The 17,083-nt window shown below is 43.2% G+C and carries 16 protein-coding genes; 8 read left to right on the top strand and 8 right to left on the bottom strand.

All coding sequences use genetic code 11. The annotated features are described in order from the left end of the window. Positions 1 to 62 precede the first annotated feature (62 nt). From NCCP2331_RS15995 to NCCP2331_RS15975, 5 genes are read left to right on the top strand one after another with little or no spacing between them, the layout of a single operon-like run. Positions 63 to 617, top strand: a complete 555-nt coding sequence (locus NCCP2331_RS15995; RefSeq protein ID WP_251671797.1) for an RNA polymerase sigma factor — start codon at positions 63 to 65, stop codon at positions 615 to 617. Continuing rightward, positions 610 to 1,362, top strand: a complete 753-nt coding sequence (locus NCCP2331_RS15990; RefSeq protein ID WP_251671796.1) for a hypothetical protein — start codon at positions 610 to 612, stop codon at positions 1,360 to 1,362. Before NCCP2331_RS15995 ends, NCCP2331_RS15990 begins: the two co-directional genes overlap by 8 nt. Position 1,363: 1 nt before the next feature. Then, positions 1,364 to 2,242: an ABC transporter ATP-binding protein gene (locus NCCP2331_RS15985; RefSeq protein ID WP_251671795.1), complete on the top strand. Its 879-nt coding sequence runs from the start codon at positions 1,364 to 1,366 to the stop codon at positions 2,240 to 2,242. Positions 2,243 to 2,250: 8 nt separating this feature from the next. After that, a complete protein-coding gene (locus tag NCCP2331_RS15980) occupies positions 2,251 to 3,486 on the top strand; it encodes a membrane-associated sensor domain-containing protein (RefSeq protein WP_251671794.1) in 1,236 nt (411 codons plus the stop codon). 10 nt (positions 3,487 to 3,496) lie between these two features. Beyond that, a complete protein-coding gene (locus NCCP2331_RS15975; RefSeq protein ID WP_251671793.1) occupies positions 3,497 to 4,624 on the top strand; it encodes an ABC transporter permease subunit in 1,128 nt (375 codons plus the stop codon). 65 nt (positions 4,625 to 4,689) lie between these two features. Here the strand turns inward: NCCP2331_RS15975 and NCCP2331_RS15970 are convergent, their stop codons facing one another. Further along, complete coding sequence (locus NCCP2331_RS15970; RefSeq protein ID WP_251671792.1) at positions 4,690 to 5,232, bottom strand: DUF3267 domain-containing protein; 543 nt, start codon at positions 5,230 to 5,232, stop codon at positions 4,690 to 4,692. A gap of 155 nt (positions 5,233 to 5,387) precedes the next feature. Between NCCP2331_RS15970 and rpsF the strand changes: the two genes are divergently transcribed. From rpsF to rpsR, 3 genes are read left to right on the top strand one after another with little or no spacing between them, the layout of a single operon-like run. Beyond that, the gene (gene rpsF / locus NCCP2331_RS15965) at positions 5,388 to 5,675 is read left to right on the top strand and encodes a 30S ribosomal protein S6 (protein WP_153721536.1); all 288 of its coding nucleotides are present in this window, start codon (positions 5,388 to 5,390) and stop codon (positions 5,673 to 5,675) included. A gap of 49 nt (positions 5,676 to 5,724) precedes the next feature. Then, positions 5,725 to 6,252 carry a single-stranded DNA-binding protein gene (gene ssb / locus NCCP2331_RS15960; RefSeq protein WP_153721537.1) on the top strand — a complete coding sequence of 176 codons (528 nt, stop codon included), beginning with the start codon at positions 5,725 to 5,727 and terminating at the stop codon, positions 6,250 to 6,252. 43 nt (positions 6,253 to 6,295) lie between these two features. Further along, the gene (gene rpsR / locus NCCP2331_RS15955) at positions 6,296 to 6,535 is read left to right on the top strand and encodes a 30S ribosomal protein S18 (protein WP_304625223.1); all 240 of its coding nucleotides are present in this window, start codon (positions 6,296 to 6,298) and stop codon (positions 6,533 to 6,535) included. A gap of 497 nt (positions 6,536 to 7,032) precedes the next feature. Here rpsR and NCCP2331_RS15950 read toward each other — a convergent pair whose 3' ends face one another. The 7 genes from NCCP2331_RS15950 to dnaA form a co-directional block, all read right to left on the bottom strand. Further along, on the bottom strand, positions 7,033 to 8,184 hold the full coding sequence (locus tag NCCP2331_RS15950; RefSeq protein ID WP_251671791.1) for an HD-GYP domain-containing protein: 1,152 nt from the start codon (positions 8,182 to 8,184) through the stop codon (positions 7,033 to 7,035). Between the two features lie 100 nt (positions 8,185 to 8,284). Further along, positions 8,285 to 10,822: a DNA gyrase subunit A gene (gyrA, locus tag NCCP2331_RS15945; protein ID WP_153721513.1), complete on the bottom strand. Its 2,538-nt coding sequence runs from the start codon at positions 10,820 to 10,822 to the stop codon at positions 8,285 to 8,287. A 64-nt stretch (positions 10,823 to 10,886) separates the two neighbouring features. Next, complete coding sequence (gene gyrB / locus NCCP2331_RS15940) at positions 10,887 to 12,809, bottom strand: DNA topoisomerase (ATP-hydrolyzing) subunit B (RefSeq protein ID WP_228551041.1); 1,923 nt, start codon at positions 12,807 to 12,809, stop codon at positions 10,887 to 10,889. A gap of 47 nt (positions 12,810 to 12,856) precedes the next feature. Beyond that, positions 12,857 to 13,975, bottom strand: coding sequence for a DNA replication/repair protein RecF (gene recF, locus NCCP2331_RS15935; RefSeq protein ID WP_251671805.1), 1,119 nt, complete (start codon positions 13,973 to 13,975; stop codon positions 12,857 to 12,859). Further along, on the bottom strand, positions 13,965 to 14,204 hold the full coding sequence (yaaA, locus tag NCCP2331_RS15930) for a S4 domain-containing protein YaaA (RefSeq protein ID WP_153721514.1): 240 nt from the start codon (positions 14,202 to 14,204) through the stop codon (positions 13,965 to 13,967). The genes recF and yaaA overlap by 11 nt, the downstream gene beginning before the upstream one ends. Positions 14,205 to 14,323: 119 nt before the next feature. Then, positions 14,324 to 15,460: a DNA polymerase III subunit beta gene (dnaN, locus tag NCCP2331_RS15925; protein WP_153721515.1), complete on the bottom strand. Its 1,137-nt coding sequence runs from the start codon at positions 15,458 to 15,460 to the stop codon at positions 14,324 to 14,326. 173 nt (positions 15,461 to 15,633) lie between these two features. Beyond that, positions 15,634 to 16,983 carry a chromosomal replication initiator protein DnaA gene (dnaA, locus tag NCCP2331_RS15920; RefSeq protein WP_153721516.1) on the bottom strand — a complete coding sequence of 450 codons (1,350 nt, stop codon included), beginning with the start codon at positions 16,981 to 16,983 and terminating at the stop codon, positions 15,634 to 15,636. Positions 16,984 to 17,083 lie beyond the last annotated feature (100 nt).

Genomic DNA, 17,083 nt, shown 5'->3' with positions numbered 1-17,083 from the left:
CGGATGGCTTACGAATATACTTAAGAGAACAAAAGTGAATGAAGCAAGTAGGTGGCGTCTGAATGGATCAAGAGAAGAAGTGGATTAAACAGCTTCAAAAAAATATAAAAGCATCCGCTGCGAATGATCTTGTAGCAAAATACTATAAAGAAATCTATGCGTTTAGTTATAAGCAGACGCTGGATGTCGAGTTGTCTCTTGACTTGACACAGGATATTTTTATGGGCGCGCTCCAGTCCATTCATCAATACAATGATAAAAAAGCATCGTTTCGAACGTGGTTGTATAAGATTGCATCGAATCGTCTGGTAGATTATTACCGGTCGAAAAGTTATCGGTATGCACAGCTCGCACAGCCGATGGAGGATGACTTATTCGAAGATGAATATGATATGACTCTTTCTTTGGAATATAAAGAGGACTATGCGCGTGCGGCTGCATACATAAACAAACTGGATGCCCGTTCTCAGCAAGTCGTCCGTCTCAAACTATTTGGGGAGTACACGTTGCAGGAAATTGCGGAAATCGAAGACCTCCCGTTGTCGACAGTAAAAACCAGATATTATTCGGCACTACGGTGGATTCGGTCAAAAATGGAGGCGAATCATCTTGAATAAAGAAAACTTTCAGGTGCCCGAGTTGGATGAACATTTAGTCCAATCACAAATAAAACAAATTGTGGAACAAAGTGTTGCCGCCAAACCCACATTTTCTCGTCAGATGAATACTATGTACTCACAAATCAGCATGCGTCAGATATTTGCAGATCGAAGGGAATTAATTTTCATTTTCTTAATTGGAATATTGCTGTTTGGCTGGTTGTTTTTCATTCAGCAACATTTAGAGAGTGAGGCAGTCTATACAGGACTGTTTCTCATATCACCTGTTTTATTTCTTGGGTTTTCCTTATATAGCTATTGGACAAGAGTGGAACGGGATACGTACGAAGTCGAAATGGCTTGTAAGTTTAACGTTTATCAACTTATGGCATTTAGGATGCTGGCCTTTAGTGTGCTGTCCATCTTGATCAATAGTTTCTTCATAGCTTTAGTTGCACAAGTTCATCCGCATATTCATTTCATTCGGGCATTGATGATTTCCTTAACTTCATTGTTTATTTTCTCGAATCTGTTTTTATGGACTTTGATGAAGCGACACTCGCTTGTAACTACTGCAACTATGGTGTTTGGTTGGATCTTTTTGAATCTTCTGCTCCACTATGGCATGGGCTCATTATACGGTGAGTTGCTTGTGCAAATCCCCATAGTTATCTATGTGCTTGTTCTGCTTGGCAGTTTGTATGTATATGGCGGCCTGCTGAAAAAATATTTTGATTTAAGACAAATGAAAGGGGCTGTTTAACGTGTTAGTGGTAAAAGAGGTTTCAAAACAATATGGAGATTTTACTGCCTTGCGAGATATACAGTTGGAATTTGAAACAGGACTCTATGGCTTGCTGGCTCCGAATGGTGCAGGGAAAACAACGCTCATTAAAATGCTGGCGACTTTACTATATCCGACAAAAGGAGAAGTTTTCTATAACGGCAAGAATATTATCGATATGGACAGCAGTTATCGAGAGCTGCTCGGCTACTTACCACAGCATTTTGGCTATTATAAGAACTATTCGCCTAAGCAGTATTTACTTTATTTATCCGCCCTGAAGGGAATAAGCAAAAAAGAAGCATTACCTAAAATTATAGAACTGCTGGATAAGGTAGCACTTGGCGATGTCATGAATAAAAAGATGAAAAAATTTTCGGGCGGAATGGTGCAGAGGGTCGGCATTGCACAGGCTTTGCTCAATGATCCGAAGATCTTGATTTTGGATGAACCGACTGCCGGCCTTGATCCAAAAGAGAGAGCACGGTTTCGAAATTTGCTGACCGATCTGGCTCGTTCGCGGCTTGTCATAGTTTCCACCCATATTGTATCGGATATAGAATCCATCGCGAATGAAATTATCATGATTAAAAACCAGCAGATTCTTTACAAAGATTCGGTAGAAACTATTTGTGGAACATTGGATGGAGCGGTTTTTGAAACATCAATGGAATTCGAACAGCTGCAATCCTTCCGTCAAAATCATGTATTGCTTTCTGAAAAGCAGGAGTACGGAAAAATGATTGTACGATTTATCCATAAAGGAACTCCACAAGTTGATTGGCTGCCCGTACAGCCGCAGTTAGAGGATGTATTTTTGTATGAATACCGGGACGAAACGAACGGAACAGTGCAATGAGGATTTTATTGTATGAGTGCAAGAAAGTAATACAATCACCAATTTTCTTGGGACTGTTTCTCCTGTTTTCTGTTTATAACATCTATCTGATCGTCAGTTCATCAGATCATAAAGAAGAGTTGAAAATAGTCAACGAACTGATTGATACATATGGACGTGATATTTCAGACACTTCGCTTGCACAGTTGGATCAGGATATTCAGCAGGAAATGACCCAGTTGAAACACAGTGCAGGACTGGAATTCCAAAGCGTGCAGGAACTCTTAGAAAATATGTCGCCGGAAGAACAAGAAACTTATAGCACAGAACAATGGAATCAAATTCAGCAGCTTGCAGTAAAAGAAATGTATTTCAATACAGCCCGTTCAATAGACGAGAGCTATGCAGGGATTGATATTCAGGAAGCAGGAGAAGGAGAAGTGAGAAAGTATGGGCTCAGCGGCTCGGCAGCGTCCTATCTTTTGCAGGAATATGAGAAACTGGATAAACGTTTTGAAGAACTAGTGAAAAATGGAGAGCATAAGCAATGGTTTTTTGCAGGCAAAGCCTACTTCATGCATAGCTTCCTGTTTCAAACGGTTTTCAGGCATATCATCATTGAATCGTTGTTGCTGATTGTTTTAGCAACAGCTCTAATTACCGCATATGAATTTGAACAAAAAACACAGCTGCTTATATTTTCCACGAAGCGTGGAAGGAAGTTGATGAAAGATAAATTATCAGCATCCATAGCCATTGCAGTTGCCACAATGATTTTATTACTCGGCATCACCTTGGGTACTTTTTTCATTGTATTTGATTATTCACATGTATGGTCAACTTCCATTAGCAGTGCATTCAACTGGGAATATAATTTTCCTTATATTGCTTGGCGGGATATATCGGTTGGAACATTTTTATGGCTGGCGGCCGGCATTGTCCTGGCAGGGGGGCTGCTCATGTCTTGTTTGACATTCGCTTTGTCTACAGTGGTGAAAAATAGTTACATCGCTTTTTCAGGAATCGCCCTCTTTTTTATAATTGCCTGGTTGTTTCCTAGTTTTATGTCCAAATCGTCTATTCTGCTTTTCATTACAGGCTATAATCTTTCTCAATTATTGCTCGGGATCTCTAACTCGTTCATGGGAGGCGGTCTGACTGGTTCTCGAAATTACGAATGGCTGACTGTCAGCTGTTGGACGCTGATTGCTGCAGGAATTTGCTTTGCAGTTTATAGAAGATTTACTAAAACGGATATAGGGTAGGTGGTGTGAAATGCAAATCGTTTGGAATGAAATGAAGAAGATATTGACGTGGAGAATGCTGACGTTTTTACTGCTTGTCAATGCTGTCTTGTACTTTTTATTAATAAGTTTTGACATTGAATATTTTCCGAATGGCAGACCAGCACTTGACGGATACCGTCTCGGCATAGAAATGGTAGAAGAATATGGTGTGCAGATGGATGAAAAGGACATGCTTGATTTCCGCCAAATGTATGAGCTCAAAAAAGAGGAAGCGAATGAGTATTTGCAGGCGCGTCCTGAATTTTCAGCTGCCGGTATGGATAATTACGACAAGCTAATAAATGCCGATCGGAACAATGAAGAACAACAGGAATTGGCGGACCAAATCATGCATGAACAGCAAGAAGATCTATTTTGGGAACTGCAGGAGAGGTCACGGCTCATGGACTTTCATGACATGAAAGAAATGATAGGGTTTGAGGCGAATGTTTTGCAACAAAAACGTTTTGACGAATTACTCGCTGAAGGAAAGTATCAAGCGTATCCAGAAGTAGTCATCCAAAATTTTAAAGAGTTTATTGTCCATGTCGGAATTACGATCTTATTCAGCGTCGTACTTCTCATTTCACCATTCATTTTAAAAGATCGCACAAGGCGGCTGCTCGATCTACAGTACACATCGAAAATCGGCAGAGGAATCTATAAAACAAAATTGATTGCCGGTATTCTTTCCGCAGGGCTGGTCATCACGGTGCTGTTGGCTTTCTATTTCAGCTTGTACGCACAAAATGCTACTTCACCATATTTCGGTTTAGGAGTGAATGCGTTCATTGCGAACCTGACTTGGTATGATCCAACTTTTTTACAGTATATTTGGCTGTGCATCCTGGCGATTTACGTCATCGGATTAATTTTTACGATGCTGGCAATGTCTGTTTCAAGTGTTGTACCCAATTTCGTCACATTGATTGGTATTCAAATTCCTTTACTATTTGTGATGCTTCTACTGGGATTCAAAATATTGTTGAGCCATATTATTTCTGTGCAATTCCCACAATGGCTCGTTCCAAGTCTATATGGCTTGTCGGGAATTGTAAGCGCCGGTCTTCTGGTTTATTTGATTAGGCGAGAAAAACTCAGGGATATTTTGGAGTGAACCAGAAATTACTGCTATGTACAGATGAAAAGCTGTTTCCTCGTTGAATGGGGAAACAGCTCTTTTCATTCCCCAAGATAAATATAAAGCTTCGGCAGTTCAGGATCGTCTTTCACCATCGCATCATCCGGAAACTTCTTCAGTTCTTTATACATCGCAAAATCACCGGCCGCCCCGCCGATCAGCAGTGCACCAAGCGTCAGCAGAACACCGTCACCGATATAAAGTGCAATGACGGCAGGCAGGATTCCTGTCATCCAGAACGGCAGTAGCAACGCTTTGCGGATCCCTTTATTGTCCATCAGCTGGTCTGCCGTGGCGTAGGCAATCCCCATTTTCAGATTCACGCCATAGTCCATGTTCTTCCAAGGAACATTACAGAAAATACGGAAGCCGAGCAAATGGAAAACCTCATGAACCACAATTAAAACGAGATAGCCGATAAACCCATAAAGCAGATACCAAAATGAAAATGTCAGATGCAGTCCGCCATCCAAGAAGAAGCGGATCAGGAAGAGCGTCAAAAGCGGAAGGACAGTCAGCCAGATGCTTTCCTTCGCCACTTTCTGTAAATCTAATTCCACAATGACAGGCTGTTGTTCTTCCATATGAATTCACTCCTTAATTCATTCAGTATAGTATATTCAGGGTTGATGTTCCAATCAGGATATGATAATATATACTGATGTGAGTAATAGTAAAATTACTTACTCCTTGCCCGCTTGAAAAAGCAGGGCCCAAGTCCATAAGGAGGTGACTATTGATGAGAAAGTACGAAATTATGTACATTATGCGCCCAACTCTTGAAGATGACGCGAAAAAAGCGTTGATTGAACGTTTTGACACTGTCCTAACTTCAAACGGTGGGGAAATCATCGAGTCGAAAGAGTGGGGCAAGCGCCGTCTTGCATACGAAATCGACGACCTGCGTGAAGGTTACTACCAGTTAGTAACACTTAACTCTGGTGCTGAAGCAATCGATGAATTTACACGTTTAGCGAATATCAATGAAGGTATCATCCGTCATATGGTAACTCGCGTTGACGCGTAAGCTGATATAAATTACTGAATTCTAAATGATGAGGGAGGTTTGATTCTGAATGATAAACCGTGTCGTTTTAGTTGGTCGATTAACGAAAGATCCTGAGCTGAAGTATACACAGAGTGGTATTGCTGTGACTCGATTTACACTGGCAGTGAACCGTGCGTTCTCTAACCAGCAGGGTGAACGGGAAGCAGATTTTATCAGCTGTGTAGCTTGGCGTAAACAGGCTGAGAACATCGCGAATTACTTACGAAAAGGAAGTCTTGCCGGAGTAGATGGCCGTATTCAGACGGGCAGCTTTGAAGGACAGGACGGTAAGCGTGTTTACACGACAGAAGTTGTTGCGGACAGTACCCAGTTTCTTGAGCCGCGCAGTGCAAATGCAAATCAAGAGCGGCAGCCGTCACCGTCTTACGGTGGAGGAGCGCCATCTTATAATAACGCACCTGCACAAGATCAGGGACAGGGCTACAATCAGCAATCCTACCAACCAAGTCAGCAAAATATGACGCGTGTCGACAATGATCCATTCCAGCCGGGCGGCGGTCCAATCGAAGTAACAGATGACGACTTGCCATTCTGATTGAAATAGATTTACGATTACGCAAACAGGAAGGAGGACAACAATTATGGCACCACGTCGTGGAGGTCGCAAACGCCGTAAAGTTTGCTATTTCACTTCTAACAACATTACACACATCGACTATAAAGATGTAGATTTGTTGAAGAAGTTTATCTCTGAGCGCGGAAAGATGTTGCCTCGTCGAGTTACTGGTACAAGCGCTAAATACCAACGTAAATTGACGATCGCAATCAAACGTGCACGCATCATGGCACTTCTTCCGTTCGTAGCAGAAGAGCGGTAATATAGGAACCGTCGCTGACATTTTAGTCAGCGGCGGTTTTTTTATTTAAATGAAAATGATCATACAACTACCCGCAATGATCATACACAGAGCAACTGCGCTCAAACAGCCTGGCCAGCCGCTCATTCAGCACGTCCGCATGATCATAGAGGCATGACATGTGATCATTAACCATCGTTTCGTGATCATAGAACAAATGAAATCACCGGCCGCGCGCGCCAAAAAAGTGAACAGCCGCGCGTAAATCGTCCTTGAGCGAGCGAAACTCAGCCGGCCGCGCGCGTAACCCGGGTTTCCGCGCGCCAAACTCCGTCGCTGACGAACCAAAAAGCTGTCTTGCAAATGCGACGCTTATTAATATACCATCGTTCTTTTTATAATGCAAGCAATTTTATCAATTTCTTTGAAACTCTCTCTTTAAAGCTAGTTCTAAGACTCTCTATAGAAATAAAGAGCAAGGAATCCTTCTATAGAGAGAGGATTCCTTGCTCCATTTATCAAAAGATCTTTTCAATTGTAATTTTTCTGTTTGATGATAAATCTAAATGAGTTCCGCTTCCCAGCACTTTAACGATCGGCCGTAACGGGAAATCACGGTGAAGATAAATAACCTCTGCTATTTCATCTGTTGTCAGCTTCACTTTTGTACCGATCGACAGCTTATTGATCAGGTCATGGAGCACTTGAATAATCTTTACATCAAATTTCCCAAACTCTTCTTCTCTCATTAACTCTATTACTTTGAAGGAGTTCTCCTTTTGACGATAGGGCCTTTCTGATGCCATTGCATGATAAACGTCGGCCACAGAAATAATCTGAGAGATTTCCGTGATTTCCTGGCCTTTCAAGCCGCGTGGATAGCCGCTGCCGTCAAAGCGCTCATGATGCTGCAAAATTGCTGCTTTCATTTCCGGGCGCACTAAGGAAGAATCCTGCACCATCTGAAAACTGTGGATGACGTGCTTCTTCACTTCACTCAGTTCTTCACTGGTCAGAAATGCTACCTTATCAAGAATTTTTTGGTCAACTTTTGCCATTCCGCTGTCAGCTAACACGCCGGCAATGCCCACTTGCAGAACTTGTCCCTTTGGATAACCCATCTGCTCACTAATAAGCGCCGCCAATATTCCTACGCTGATGGAATGGTGGGAGCGGTAGTTTTGAATAGTTGAAAACTCGTTCAACCTTCTAACATACTCTTTATTTTCAAGGAAAGCCTGGATGACAGGAAGTACGATTACACGTACAGCAGCCACATCCAGTTTCTTGCCCGATCTATAACCCGCAAACTCTTTTTGATAAGCCTCTACCGTTTCATCGTATAAAGATTCCAAAGTTCTTGATTTCGGCGGTGAGCTTTGCATTACTAATTTTTCGACTTCAGGTGTCAATTTTACTTCTGTAACTTGATCAACCAGAGGCTGTTCGGATGAATTTTGAGCTTTGGATTCTATTAGTACTCTCGAGATGCCGAATGTACGGAGCACTTCGAAATGTTCTAATGTCAGCTTTGTATCTTTTACTATAATGGGATTTTTTGTATTTGCATATAAGTCTTCTTTCAGGAAGCTGCCCGGTCTTAATTCACTTATCTCTTTATAAATATCCATACTCTCACCCAATTTCTTCTGTACTCTATCTATTATCATATAATATTCTCAAATATTTGGATAGATGAATGAGTAAAAAATACTAAATCATAAAAAAAGGTCATTGAAGCGGCACTTTACGCCCTTCAATGACCTAAGATCAATCTACTTCTTCCGAATCCTCTGTTTCAATTTCAGCAATCTCACTGTCTTCTGCCATGTCAATTGCTTCAATTGAGTCCGGCTCCAGCTCTTCTTCCGGATCTTCCTCACTTTTTTCGACTTTCGCTACTGTCGCTACGCGTTCATCATCAGCTAATCGAATCAAACGCACACCTTGCGTAGATCGCCCAAAAATAGAAATATCGCCGATTGACATACGAATTAGAATTCCATGAATCGTAATCAGCATCAGATCTTCTTCACCGTTTACTGACTTCATCGCAACAATATCTCCATTGCGTTCTGTCATATGCATCGTTTTCAAACCATATCCGCCACGTGACTGCGAACGGTATTCACTTTCAGGCGTACGTTTACCGTATCCTTTTTCAGTTACTACGAGGATGTCGTCACCTTGATCCACTATATCCATGCCGACAACTTCATCATCTGTACGTAAGCGGATACCGCGCACACCGGCGGCTGTTCTTCCAAGCGGGCGTATATCCTCTTCTGCAAAACGAATAAGCATGCCTTGCTTGGTACAAATCGCGATATCTGATTGACCGTCTGTTGATTTAACAGAGATCAGCTCATCTTCATCACGCAGACCTAATGCAATCAGACCGTTCGCCCGGATATTCGCGTAGCCCATGATGGACGTGCGCTTGATGACTCCGTGTTTTGTTGCAAAGAATAGATAATGATCTTCGCTGAACTCGCTGATTGGAATCATGGCCGTTACCTTTTCACCTTTTTCAAAATCAATGAGGTTGATAATCGGCAATCCCTTCGCAGTACGGCTGTATTCAGGTACCTCATAGCCTTTCTTACGGAACACACGGCCTCTGGTAGTAAACAGTAGAATCGTATCGTGTGTTGATGTATTCAACAGATGCTCAACAAAATCGTCTTCATTTGTACCCATGCCTTGAATACCGCGGCCGCCGCGCTTTTGACTGCGATAGGTATTCGCAGGCAGACGTTTAATATAGCCTTGGTGAGTTAATGTCACGATGGAGTTTTCAACCGGGATCAAGTCTTCGTCTTCAAGCATTTCAGAACCGCCCAGCATAATTTCAGTCCGGCGTTCATCTGAGAAACGTTCTTTAATCTCTGTTAATTCTTCACGGATAATTTCGATTACCTTTTGCTCATCCGCTAAAATCGCGCGCAACTCTTCGATCAGCGTCACAAGCTCTTGGTATTCAGACTCAATCTTGTCCCGCTCCAAACCTGTCAGACGCTGTAAACGCATGTCCAGGATTGCCTGGGACTGACGGTCGGAAAGCTCGAACGTTTCCATCAGATTCGCTTTTGCTTCTGCCGTAGTTTTCGATCCTCGAATTAATGCAATGATACGGTCGATATGATCGAGCGCAATACGCAAACCTTCTAAGATGTGAGCACGGTCTTCAGCTTTATTCAGCTCAAACTGTGTACGGCGTCGGATAACCACTTTTTGATGCTCTAAGTAATGAAAGAGAATTTCTTTCAATCCAAGTACTTTTGGCTGCTTATCTACAAGTGCCAGCATGTTAATACCGAAGCTTGTCTGCAAGGCAGTCTGCTTGTACAGATTATTCAACAGTACATTGGCGTTTGAATCTCGTCGCACTTCAATGACGATCCGCATTCCTGTCCGGTCGGATTCATCTGCCAGGTGAGTGATGCCGTCAATTTTCTTATCGCGCACCAGCTCTGCAATTTTTTCAATGAGCTTTGCTTTATTCACCTGGAATGGAATTTCCGTGACAATAATCGTTTCTCGTCCGTTTGACGCCGTTTCAATTTCCGCTTTACCGCGGATAATGAGGGAACCGCGGCCTGTCTCGTACGCTCTGCGGATACCGCTGCGTCCTAAGATCATACCACCGGTGGGAAAATCAGGTCCCGGAACGATTTCCATCAATTCTTCGGTAGTGATTGCACTGTTTTCCGCTAACGCTAGTACCGCGTCAATTGTTTCGCCCAGATGGTGAGGGGGAATGTTCGTGGCCATTCCAACCGCAATCCCTGATGTACCGTTAACCAGTAAGTTGGGATATCGGCCTGGCAGGACAGCCGGCTCTTTTTCCTGCTCATCATAGTTGGCCTGGAAATCAATCGTATTTTTATTGATATCACGCAGCAGTTCCATAGCGATTTTCGACATGCGCGACTCTGTATAACGCATGGCTGCTGCTCCGTCCCCGTCAACAGAACCGAAGTTTCCGTGACCGTCTACGAGCATATAGCGATAACTGAAATCCTGCGCCATCCGTACCATTGTGTCGTAAACGGCACTGTCACCATGCGGGTGATACTTACCGATTACGTCCCCTACGATACGAGCAGATTTCTTATGCGGTTTGTCAGCTGTAATGCCCAGGTCGTGCATTGCGTATAAAATCCGTCTGTGTACTGGCTTGAGCCCGTCACGGACATCAGGAAGCGCCCGTGAAACAATAACACTCATTGCATAGTTCAGAAATGAAGTTTTCATTTCCGTATTGATATTTATTTCTTGCACACCGCTTCGTGGCAAATCTGCCATGTTGTCAAGCTCCTTTCACCACTTATATCTATAAGTTCAGCTGTGCCGGTCAACTGGCTGCTGATCAGGTATCGATATTCTGTACGAATACCGCATTATCTTCAATGAACTTTCTGCGCGGCTCCACTTCATCGCCCATCAGTTCGTCAAACGTAGTATTTGCTTCCATTGCATCTTCCAGACGGACTTGCAGGAATGTACGCTTATCAGGATCCATCGTTGTTTCCCACAGCTGCTCAGGATTCATTTCACCCAGACCTTTGTAGCGTGTGATGTCTGGCTTTGGTGAGGCGGGCATACTTGCCATGATTTCCTGCAATGCTTCCTCGTCGTAGCAATACTCTTCTCTTTTACCCGCACGCACGCGGTATAGCGGCGGCTGTGCAATGTAAACATAGCCTGCTTCAATTAACGGACGCATGAATCGGAAGAAGAAGGTTAATAATAACGTACGGATGTGCGCACCGTCGACGTCAGCATCTGTCATAATGACAAGCTTATGATAACGGGCTTTCTCTAAATTAAATTCTGAACCGATTCCTGTACCCATTGCCGTAATGATCATGCGAATCTCTGCGTTGCCGAGTATACGGTCCAAACGGGCCTTTTCTACGTTCAGAATTTTCCCGCGCAACGGCAGGATTGCCTGGAAATGACGGTCTCGGCCGTTTTTGGCTGAACCTCCGGCAGAGTCACCTTCTACGATGTACAGTTCACTGAGAGCCGGATCTCTTGAAGAACAGTCGGACAGTTTACCCGGCAGACTGGACACTTCGAGCGCTGACTTGCGGCGCGTCAATTCGCGGGCGTTTTTAGCTGCCATGCGTGCTCTTGCCGCCATCGTGCTTTTTTCGACTACTTGCCGGGCGACTACAGGATTTTCAATCAGAAAACGCTGCAATGCTTCAGAAAACAGCGAGTTTGTAATCGTGCTGACCTCTGAGTTTCCAAGCTTCGTTTTTGTTTGTCCCTCAAATTGAGGATCAGGGTGCTTGATAGAAACGATCGCAGTCAGGCCTTCACGTACATCATCGCCGGATAAATTGCCGTCCGCTTCTTTCAGCAGGCCATTTTTCCGGGCATAATCATTAATGACACGTGTCAATGCTGTTTTAAAGCCGGATTCATGTGTACCGCCCTCATACGTGTGTATATTATTAGCGAATGAAAGCAGGTTTTCCGCATAACCGCTGTTATACTGCATAGCGATTTCTACAGCAATGCCATCACGTTCTCCTTCAATGTAAATCGGATCTTCAAAAATCGGTTCCTTATTTTCATTGAGGTGCTGAACGTATGATTTAATACCGCCTTCGTAATGAAACAGTTGAGACTTTGGCTCTTCTTCCCGTTCGTCTGTAATCGTAATACGCAGACCGCGGTTTAAATACGCCAGTTCACGCAGGCGCGTGGACAGCGTGCTGTATTCATACACAGTCGTTTCCGTAAAGATTTCAGGATCGGCTTTAAATCGGATGGTCGTACCTGTTTCAGTCGACTCACCGATGACTTCCAGCTCTTTTGAAACCGGTCCTCTTGAAAATTCAATCGCATATAATTTATTGTCACGCCGAACAAATACTTCAGTCTTTTCTGACAGCGCATTAACAACCGAAGATCCTACGCCGTGGAGACCGCCTGATACTTTATAGCCGCCGCCGCCAAACTTACCGCCGGCGTGAAGAACCGTCATAATGACTTCTACAGCAGGTCTGCCGGTAGACTCTTGAATGCCTACAGGAATACCGCGGCCATTGTCTTCTACCCGGATCCAATTGTCTTTCTCAATTGTTACTTCTATGTGATCGCAATAGCCGGCGAGCGCTTCGTCGATACTATTGTCGACAATTTCCCATACGAGATGATGAAGTCCCTTTGCACTTGTCGTCCCAATATACATACCCGGGCGTTTACGGACAGCTTCTAGACCTTCCAACACTTGTATCTGATTCGCATCATAAGCTGTCTGTACATCTTTCTCTTCCATTGCCAACGTCTTCACCTTTCCTTTCAACCATCTCAAACTCCAAAAACCTATTCCTTACGCAAAACCGAACCATCGTGCACTTCGAAAATAGCTGCCTTCTGCAGTGTTTCGTGATCGATTCCGGCAATATTTGTTGTCGTAACAAATGTCTGAACCTGTCCCTGCATCGTGCTCAGCAAATGAGACTGGCGGTAATCGTCTAACTCTGATAACACATCGTCCAGCAATAAAATCGGTGTTTCTCCCACCTCTTGTTTAACCAGCTCAATTTCAGCAAGTTTCAAAGACAGTGCAGTTGTCCGCTGCTGGCCCTGTGATCCATACGTCTGAATATCGTAGCCATTGACAAAAAACTGCAAATCATCACGATGCGGGCCTACCAGCGTAAGCCCCCGTTCTAATTCGCGTCTTCTTACCGATTTCAGCTGATCTTCAAAAATTGTCTCCATTTCTTCAACAGTCTGCCCAGAATGAAGGTCTTTTAAAGTTCCATATGAAACTTCCAGTGTTTCCAAACCGCGTGAAATTCCCTGATGAATGGGATTTGCCCATTTTTGCAGTAATTCCATGAAGTAAAACCGTTTGCGGATAATTTGTACCGCGACTTGAATATATTGTTCTGTATACACATCGAACATGACATCCTGCAGATCCAGTTTGCCGCGATGGGTTTTCAACATGGCATTTCGCTGTTTCAGGATCTTTTGAAAATTGACCAGATCGTGCAGATAAACTCTCGAAATCTGACCAATCTCCATATCTAAAAATCGCCTGCGCAGTTGGGGGCTGCCCTTTACGATATTTAAATCTTCAGGCGCGAACATGACTACGTTCATCTGTCCCACATACATACTCAGCCGGTTTTGTTCTAAGTGATTGACTCTTGCTTTCTTTCCTTTTTTGGAAATCGTCAATTCTAATGGCAAACGACCAAATTTCCGTTCGACATCCCCTTCTATTTTACCACACTCTTGTTCCCAGCGTATGAGTTCACGATCATTTGCAGTGCGATGAGATTTTGCCATGGCCAATACATAGATTGCCTCCATGATATTGGTCTTTCCTTGGGCATTTTCACCAATTAATACGTTCATAGTTGGGGAGAATTCTAATTCGAGCGAGGCGTAATTTCGATAATTCGTTAAAGCAAGCCGGTCAATATGCATCCGGCTGTCCAGATTCATCCGCTGACAGTTTAAACTTTCCTGCGCCCGGAATATTCACGACATCTTCATCATATAATTTCTTACCGCGGCGCTGTTCCGGCTCGCCGTTTACATAAACAACATTCTCTGACAAAAACCATTTGGCCATACCGCCTGAACTGATCGTATTTGTCATTTTCAATAATTGACCAAGTGTAATGTACGGTGCATTGAATTGTACTTTTTCCATATTTGCTCAATCCCTCATCAATAGTCTGTCCCTCTAGTTTACCTAACTTTTCGCAATAAGTAAAAAGGATAGCCAACATGTTGACTATCCTATCCATACTTATTTTCTTATCGGTGAAATTAAAACGTCCGAACCGGCAAAATTAATTGCAGAATTGCTTCACTGTCAATGGATTTTAAAATGAATGGGCGCATGCTTCCTGTGAAATGAATCATCAGATCCTGACCGTCAATTGCCTTCAAAGCATCCATCATATATTTTGCACTGAATGAAATTTTCAAAGGTTCCCCTTCGATATTCACAGCTTCCACAACTTCCTCTACATTTCCGACGTCCGGAGAGTTTGAGGAAATTTGGATATTGTTGCTGCCGTCTGTGGAAAAGTGAACAATATTATTGCGGTCTTCGCGGGCAAGCAATGACGCACGGTCAATTGCCTGTAATAAATTCCGCCCGTTTACTGTAATCGATGTCTTGTATTCATTCGGAATTAAACGAGATGTATCCGGATAATTGCCTTCTAGCAGTCTCGAATAAAATAACACGTTATGCAATTTAAACAGGACTTGCTGATTGGCAATAAAAATTTCTACTGCCGTCGAGTGATCCGGAAGAATTTTGCTCAATTCCTGCAGACTTTTACCGGGAATTACTGCATTGAATGGTGTGCTCGCCTGTACTTCAGGTTTGATAATACGTCTTGCCAAACGGTGGCTGTCCGTTGCGATGCAATATAGCTCATCCTCTTTTACTGTCCATTGAACACCTGTCAGTACGGGACGTGTTTCTTGCTGTGATACAGCAAATACCGTTTCACGAATAATGGATTTCATCAGGTCTGCCGGCAGCTCAAAACGTTCTGCATCTTTAATATCCGGAAGAATTGGATATTCATCAGCACTTTGGGCAATGATATGAAATTCAGACTGTCCTGAACGGATATGCGTTTTCATTCCATCACGCAATTCAATCATGACTTCATTGGTTGGCAGCTTACGAATAATTTCGTTAAAGACTTTTGCCTGCAGCACTAATGTACCTGGCTGAATCATTTGGATAATCTGATTGCCGTCTTCTTCCAGTGGAATAAATGTGGAAATCGTAATATCCGAGTCACTTCCGGTCATCGTCAATCCTTTTTCTGTTGCCTCTAATTTTATCCCGGTCAAAATAGGTGTCGTCACTTTTGAACTGATTGCTTTGATGACATCGCTTAATCCATCCAGCAATCTATCACGCATAATTTCAAACTGCATCTCGATACCTCGCTTATATAATAGTTATTAAAGTACTTAAAGATAGTAGTAATAGTAGTAGGGCCTGTGGATATGTGGAAAACGCCAATAAATTCATGCGCAGTAAAGTTTCCCACATGTGCATAAACAGTGGATGACCCTGCACACCTTGTCCACATTTATCCACAGCTTTTTTACGCGCGCCCTAAGGTTTTCTTAATGTCCTGTATATCCTGCTGTAAAGACTTATCCGATTCCAGCATCTTCGAAATCTTCTCATGAGCATGAATCACGGTCGAGTGATCACGTCCTCCAAATTCCGATCCGATCTTCGGCAAAGAAGAATCGGTTAATTCTCTTGATAAGAACATCGCAACCTGGCGCGGATAAGCAATAGCCCGCGTTCTTTTTTTCGCAACGAAATCCTCAAGACGTATATTGTAATGCTCACCGACGGACTTTTGAATATCTAAGATGGAAATAATGCGAGGGCGTGAGTTAGGGATAATATCTTTCAATGCCTCTGCTGCCAAATCAGTTGTAATGTCTGCGTTTACTAAAGAAGAGTACGCTACCACACGGATCAGCGCGCCTTCAAGCTCTCGGATATTCGAATCAATTTGATTGGCAATGTACAGCATTACATCATTAGAGATATCAATCAGTCCGTCAGCCTTTGCCTTTTTACGAAGAATGGCAATCCGCGTTTCCAGATCAGGCGGAGCAATATCTGTAATCAAACCCCATTCAAAGCGCGAGCGCAGCCGGTCTTCCAATGTAGGAATCTCTTTTGGCGGCCGGTCACTGGAGATAATGATCTGCTTGGATTCCTCGTGCAGCGTATTAAATGTATGGAAGAATTCCTCCTGCGTCTGTTCTTTTCCTGCCAGGAACTGAATATCATCAATCAGCAGCACGTCTACGCTGCGATACTGATCCCTGAAGTCGCCAGCCTTATTATCACGAATTGAATTGATGAATTCATTGGTGAATTTTTCGGATGACAAATAAGAAACTTTCAAGGCAGGGTTTTGTTCCAGCACATAATGACCAATCGCATGCATTAAATGTGTCTTTCCCAGCCCAACGCCTCCATAGATAAAGAGAGGATTGTAAGCTTTAGCCGGTGCCTCTGCGACAGCAAGCGAAGCAGCGTGGGCGAAACGGTTTCCTGATCCGATAACAAATGTATCGAATGTATATTTCGGATTCAGCATGCCTGCAGAATTAGGCATAGGTACTTTCTCAGCAACCTTTGGCGGTGTTTTAGGAATTTGAATATCGTTTTCCGCCATATCCTGAGGCACGATAAACTCAATAATCCGGTCTTCGCCTGTCAGTTCGGACAAAATCCCTGTGATCAGATGAACGTAATGAGTTTCGAGCCAGTCTTTTGCGAAAGAATTTGGAACCGAAATCGTAGCATTTTCCGCTTCGTATGTCAGCAGTTTTGTCGATTTCAGCCATGTCTCAAAACTGGGCTTCGAAACACGCGCCTCGATATTCTTCAATACCTGGTCCCATAAATTCGATAAATTTTCCAATCGTGTGCCTCCTTTTCGATGAGATAATAAAAGCCTGGAATCTGCTTATACACAGTATCCAAACTTGTGGATAAAAAATATCGAAACATGTTGAAAAAAC

This window comes from Sporosarcina sp. NCCP-2331 (genome assembly GCF_023707945.1).
Lineage (GTDB): Bacteria > Bacillota > Bacilli > Bacillales_A > Planococcaceae > Sporosarcina > Sporosarcina cascadiensis.
Note: the sequence above shows the minus strand (reverse complement) of the source record. Positions and strands in the feature narration are given on the sequence as shown.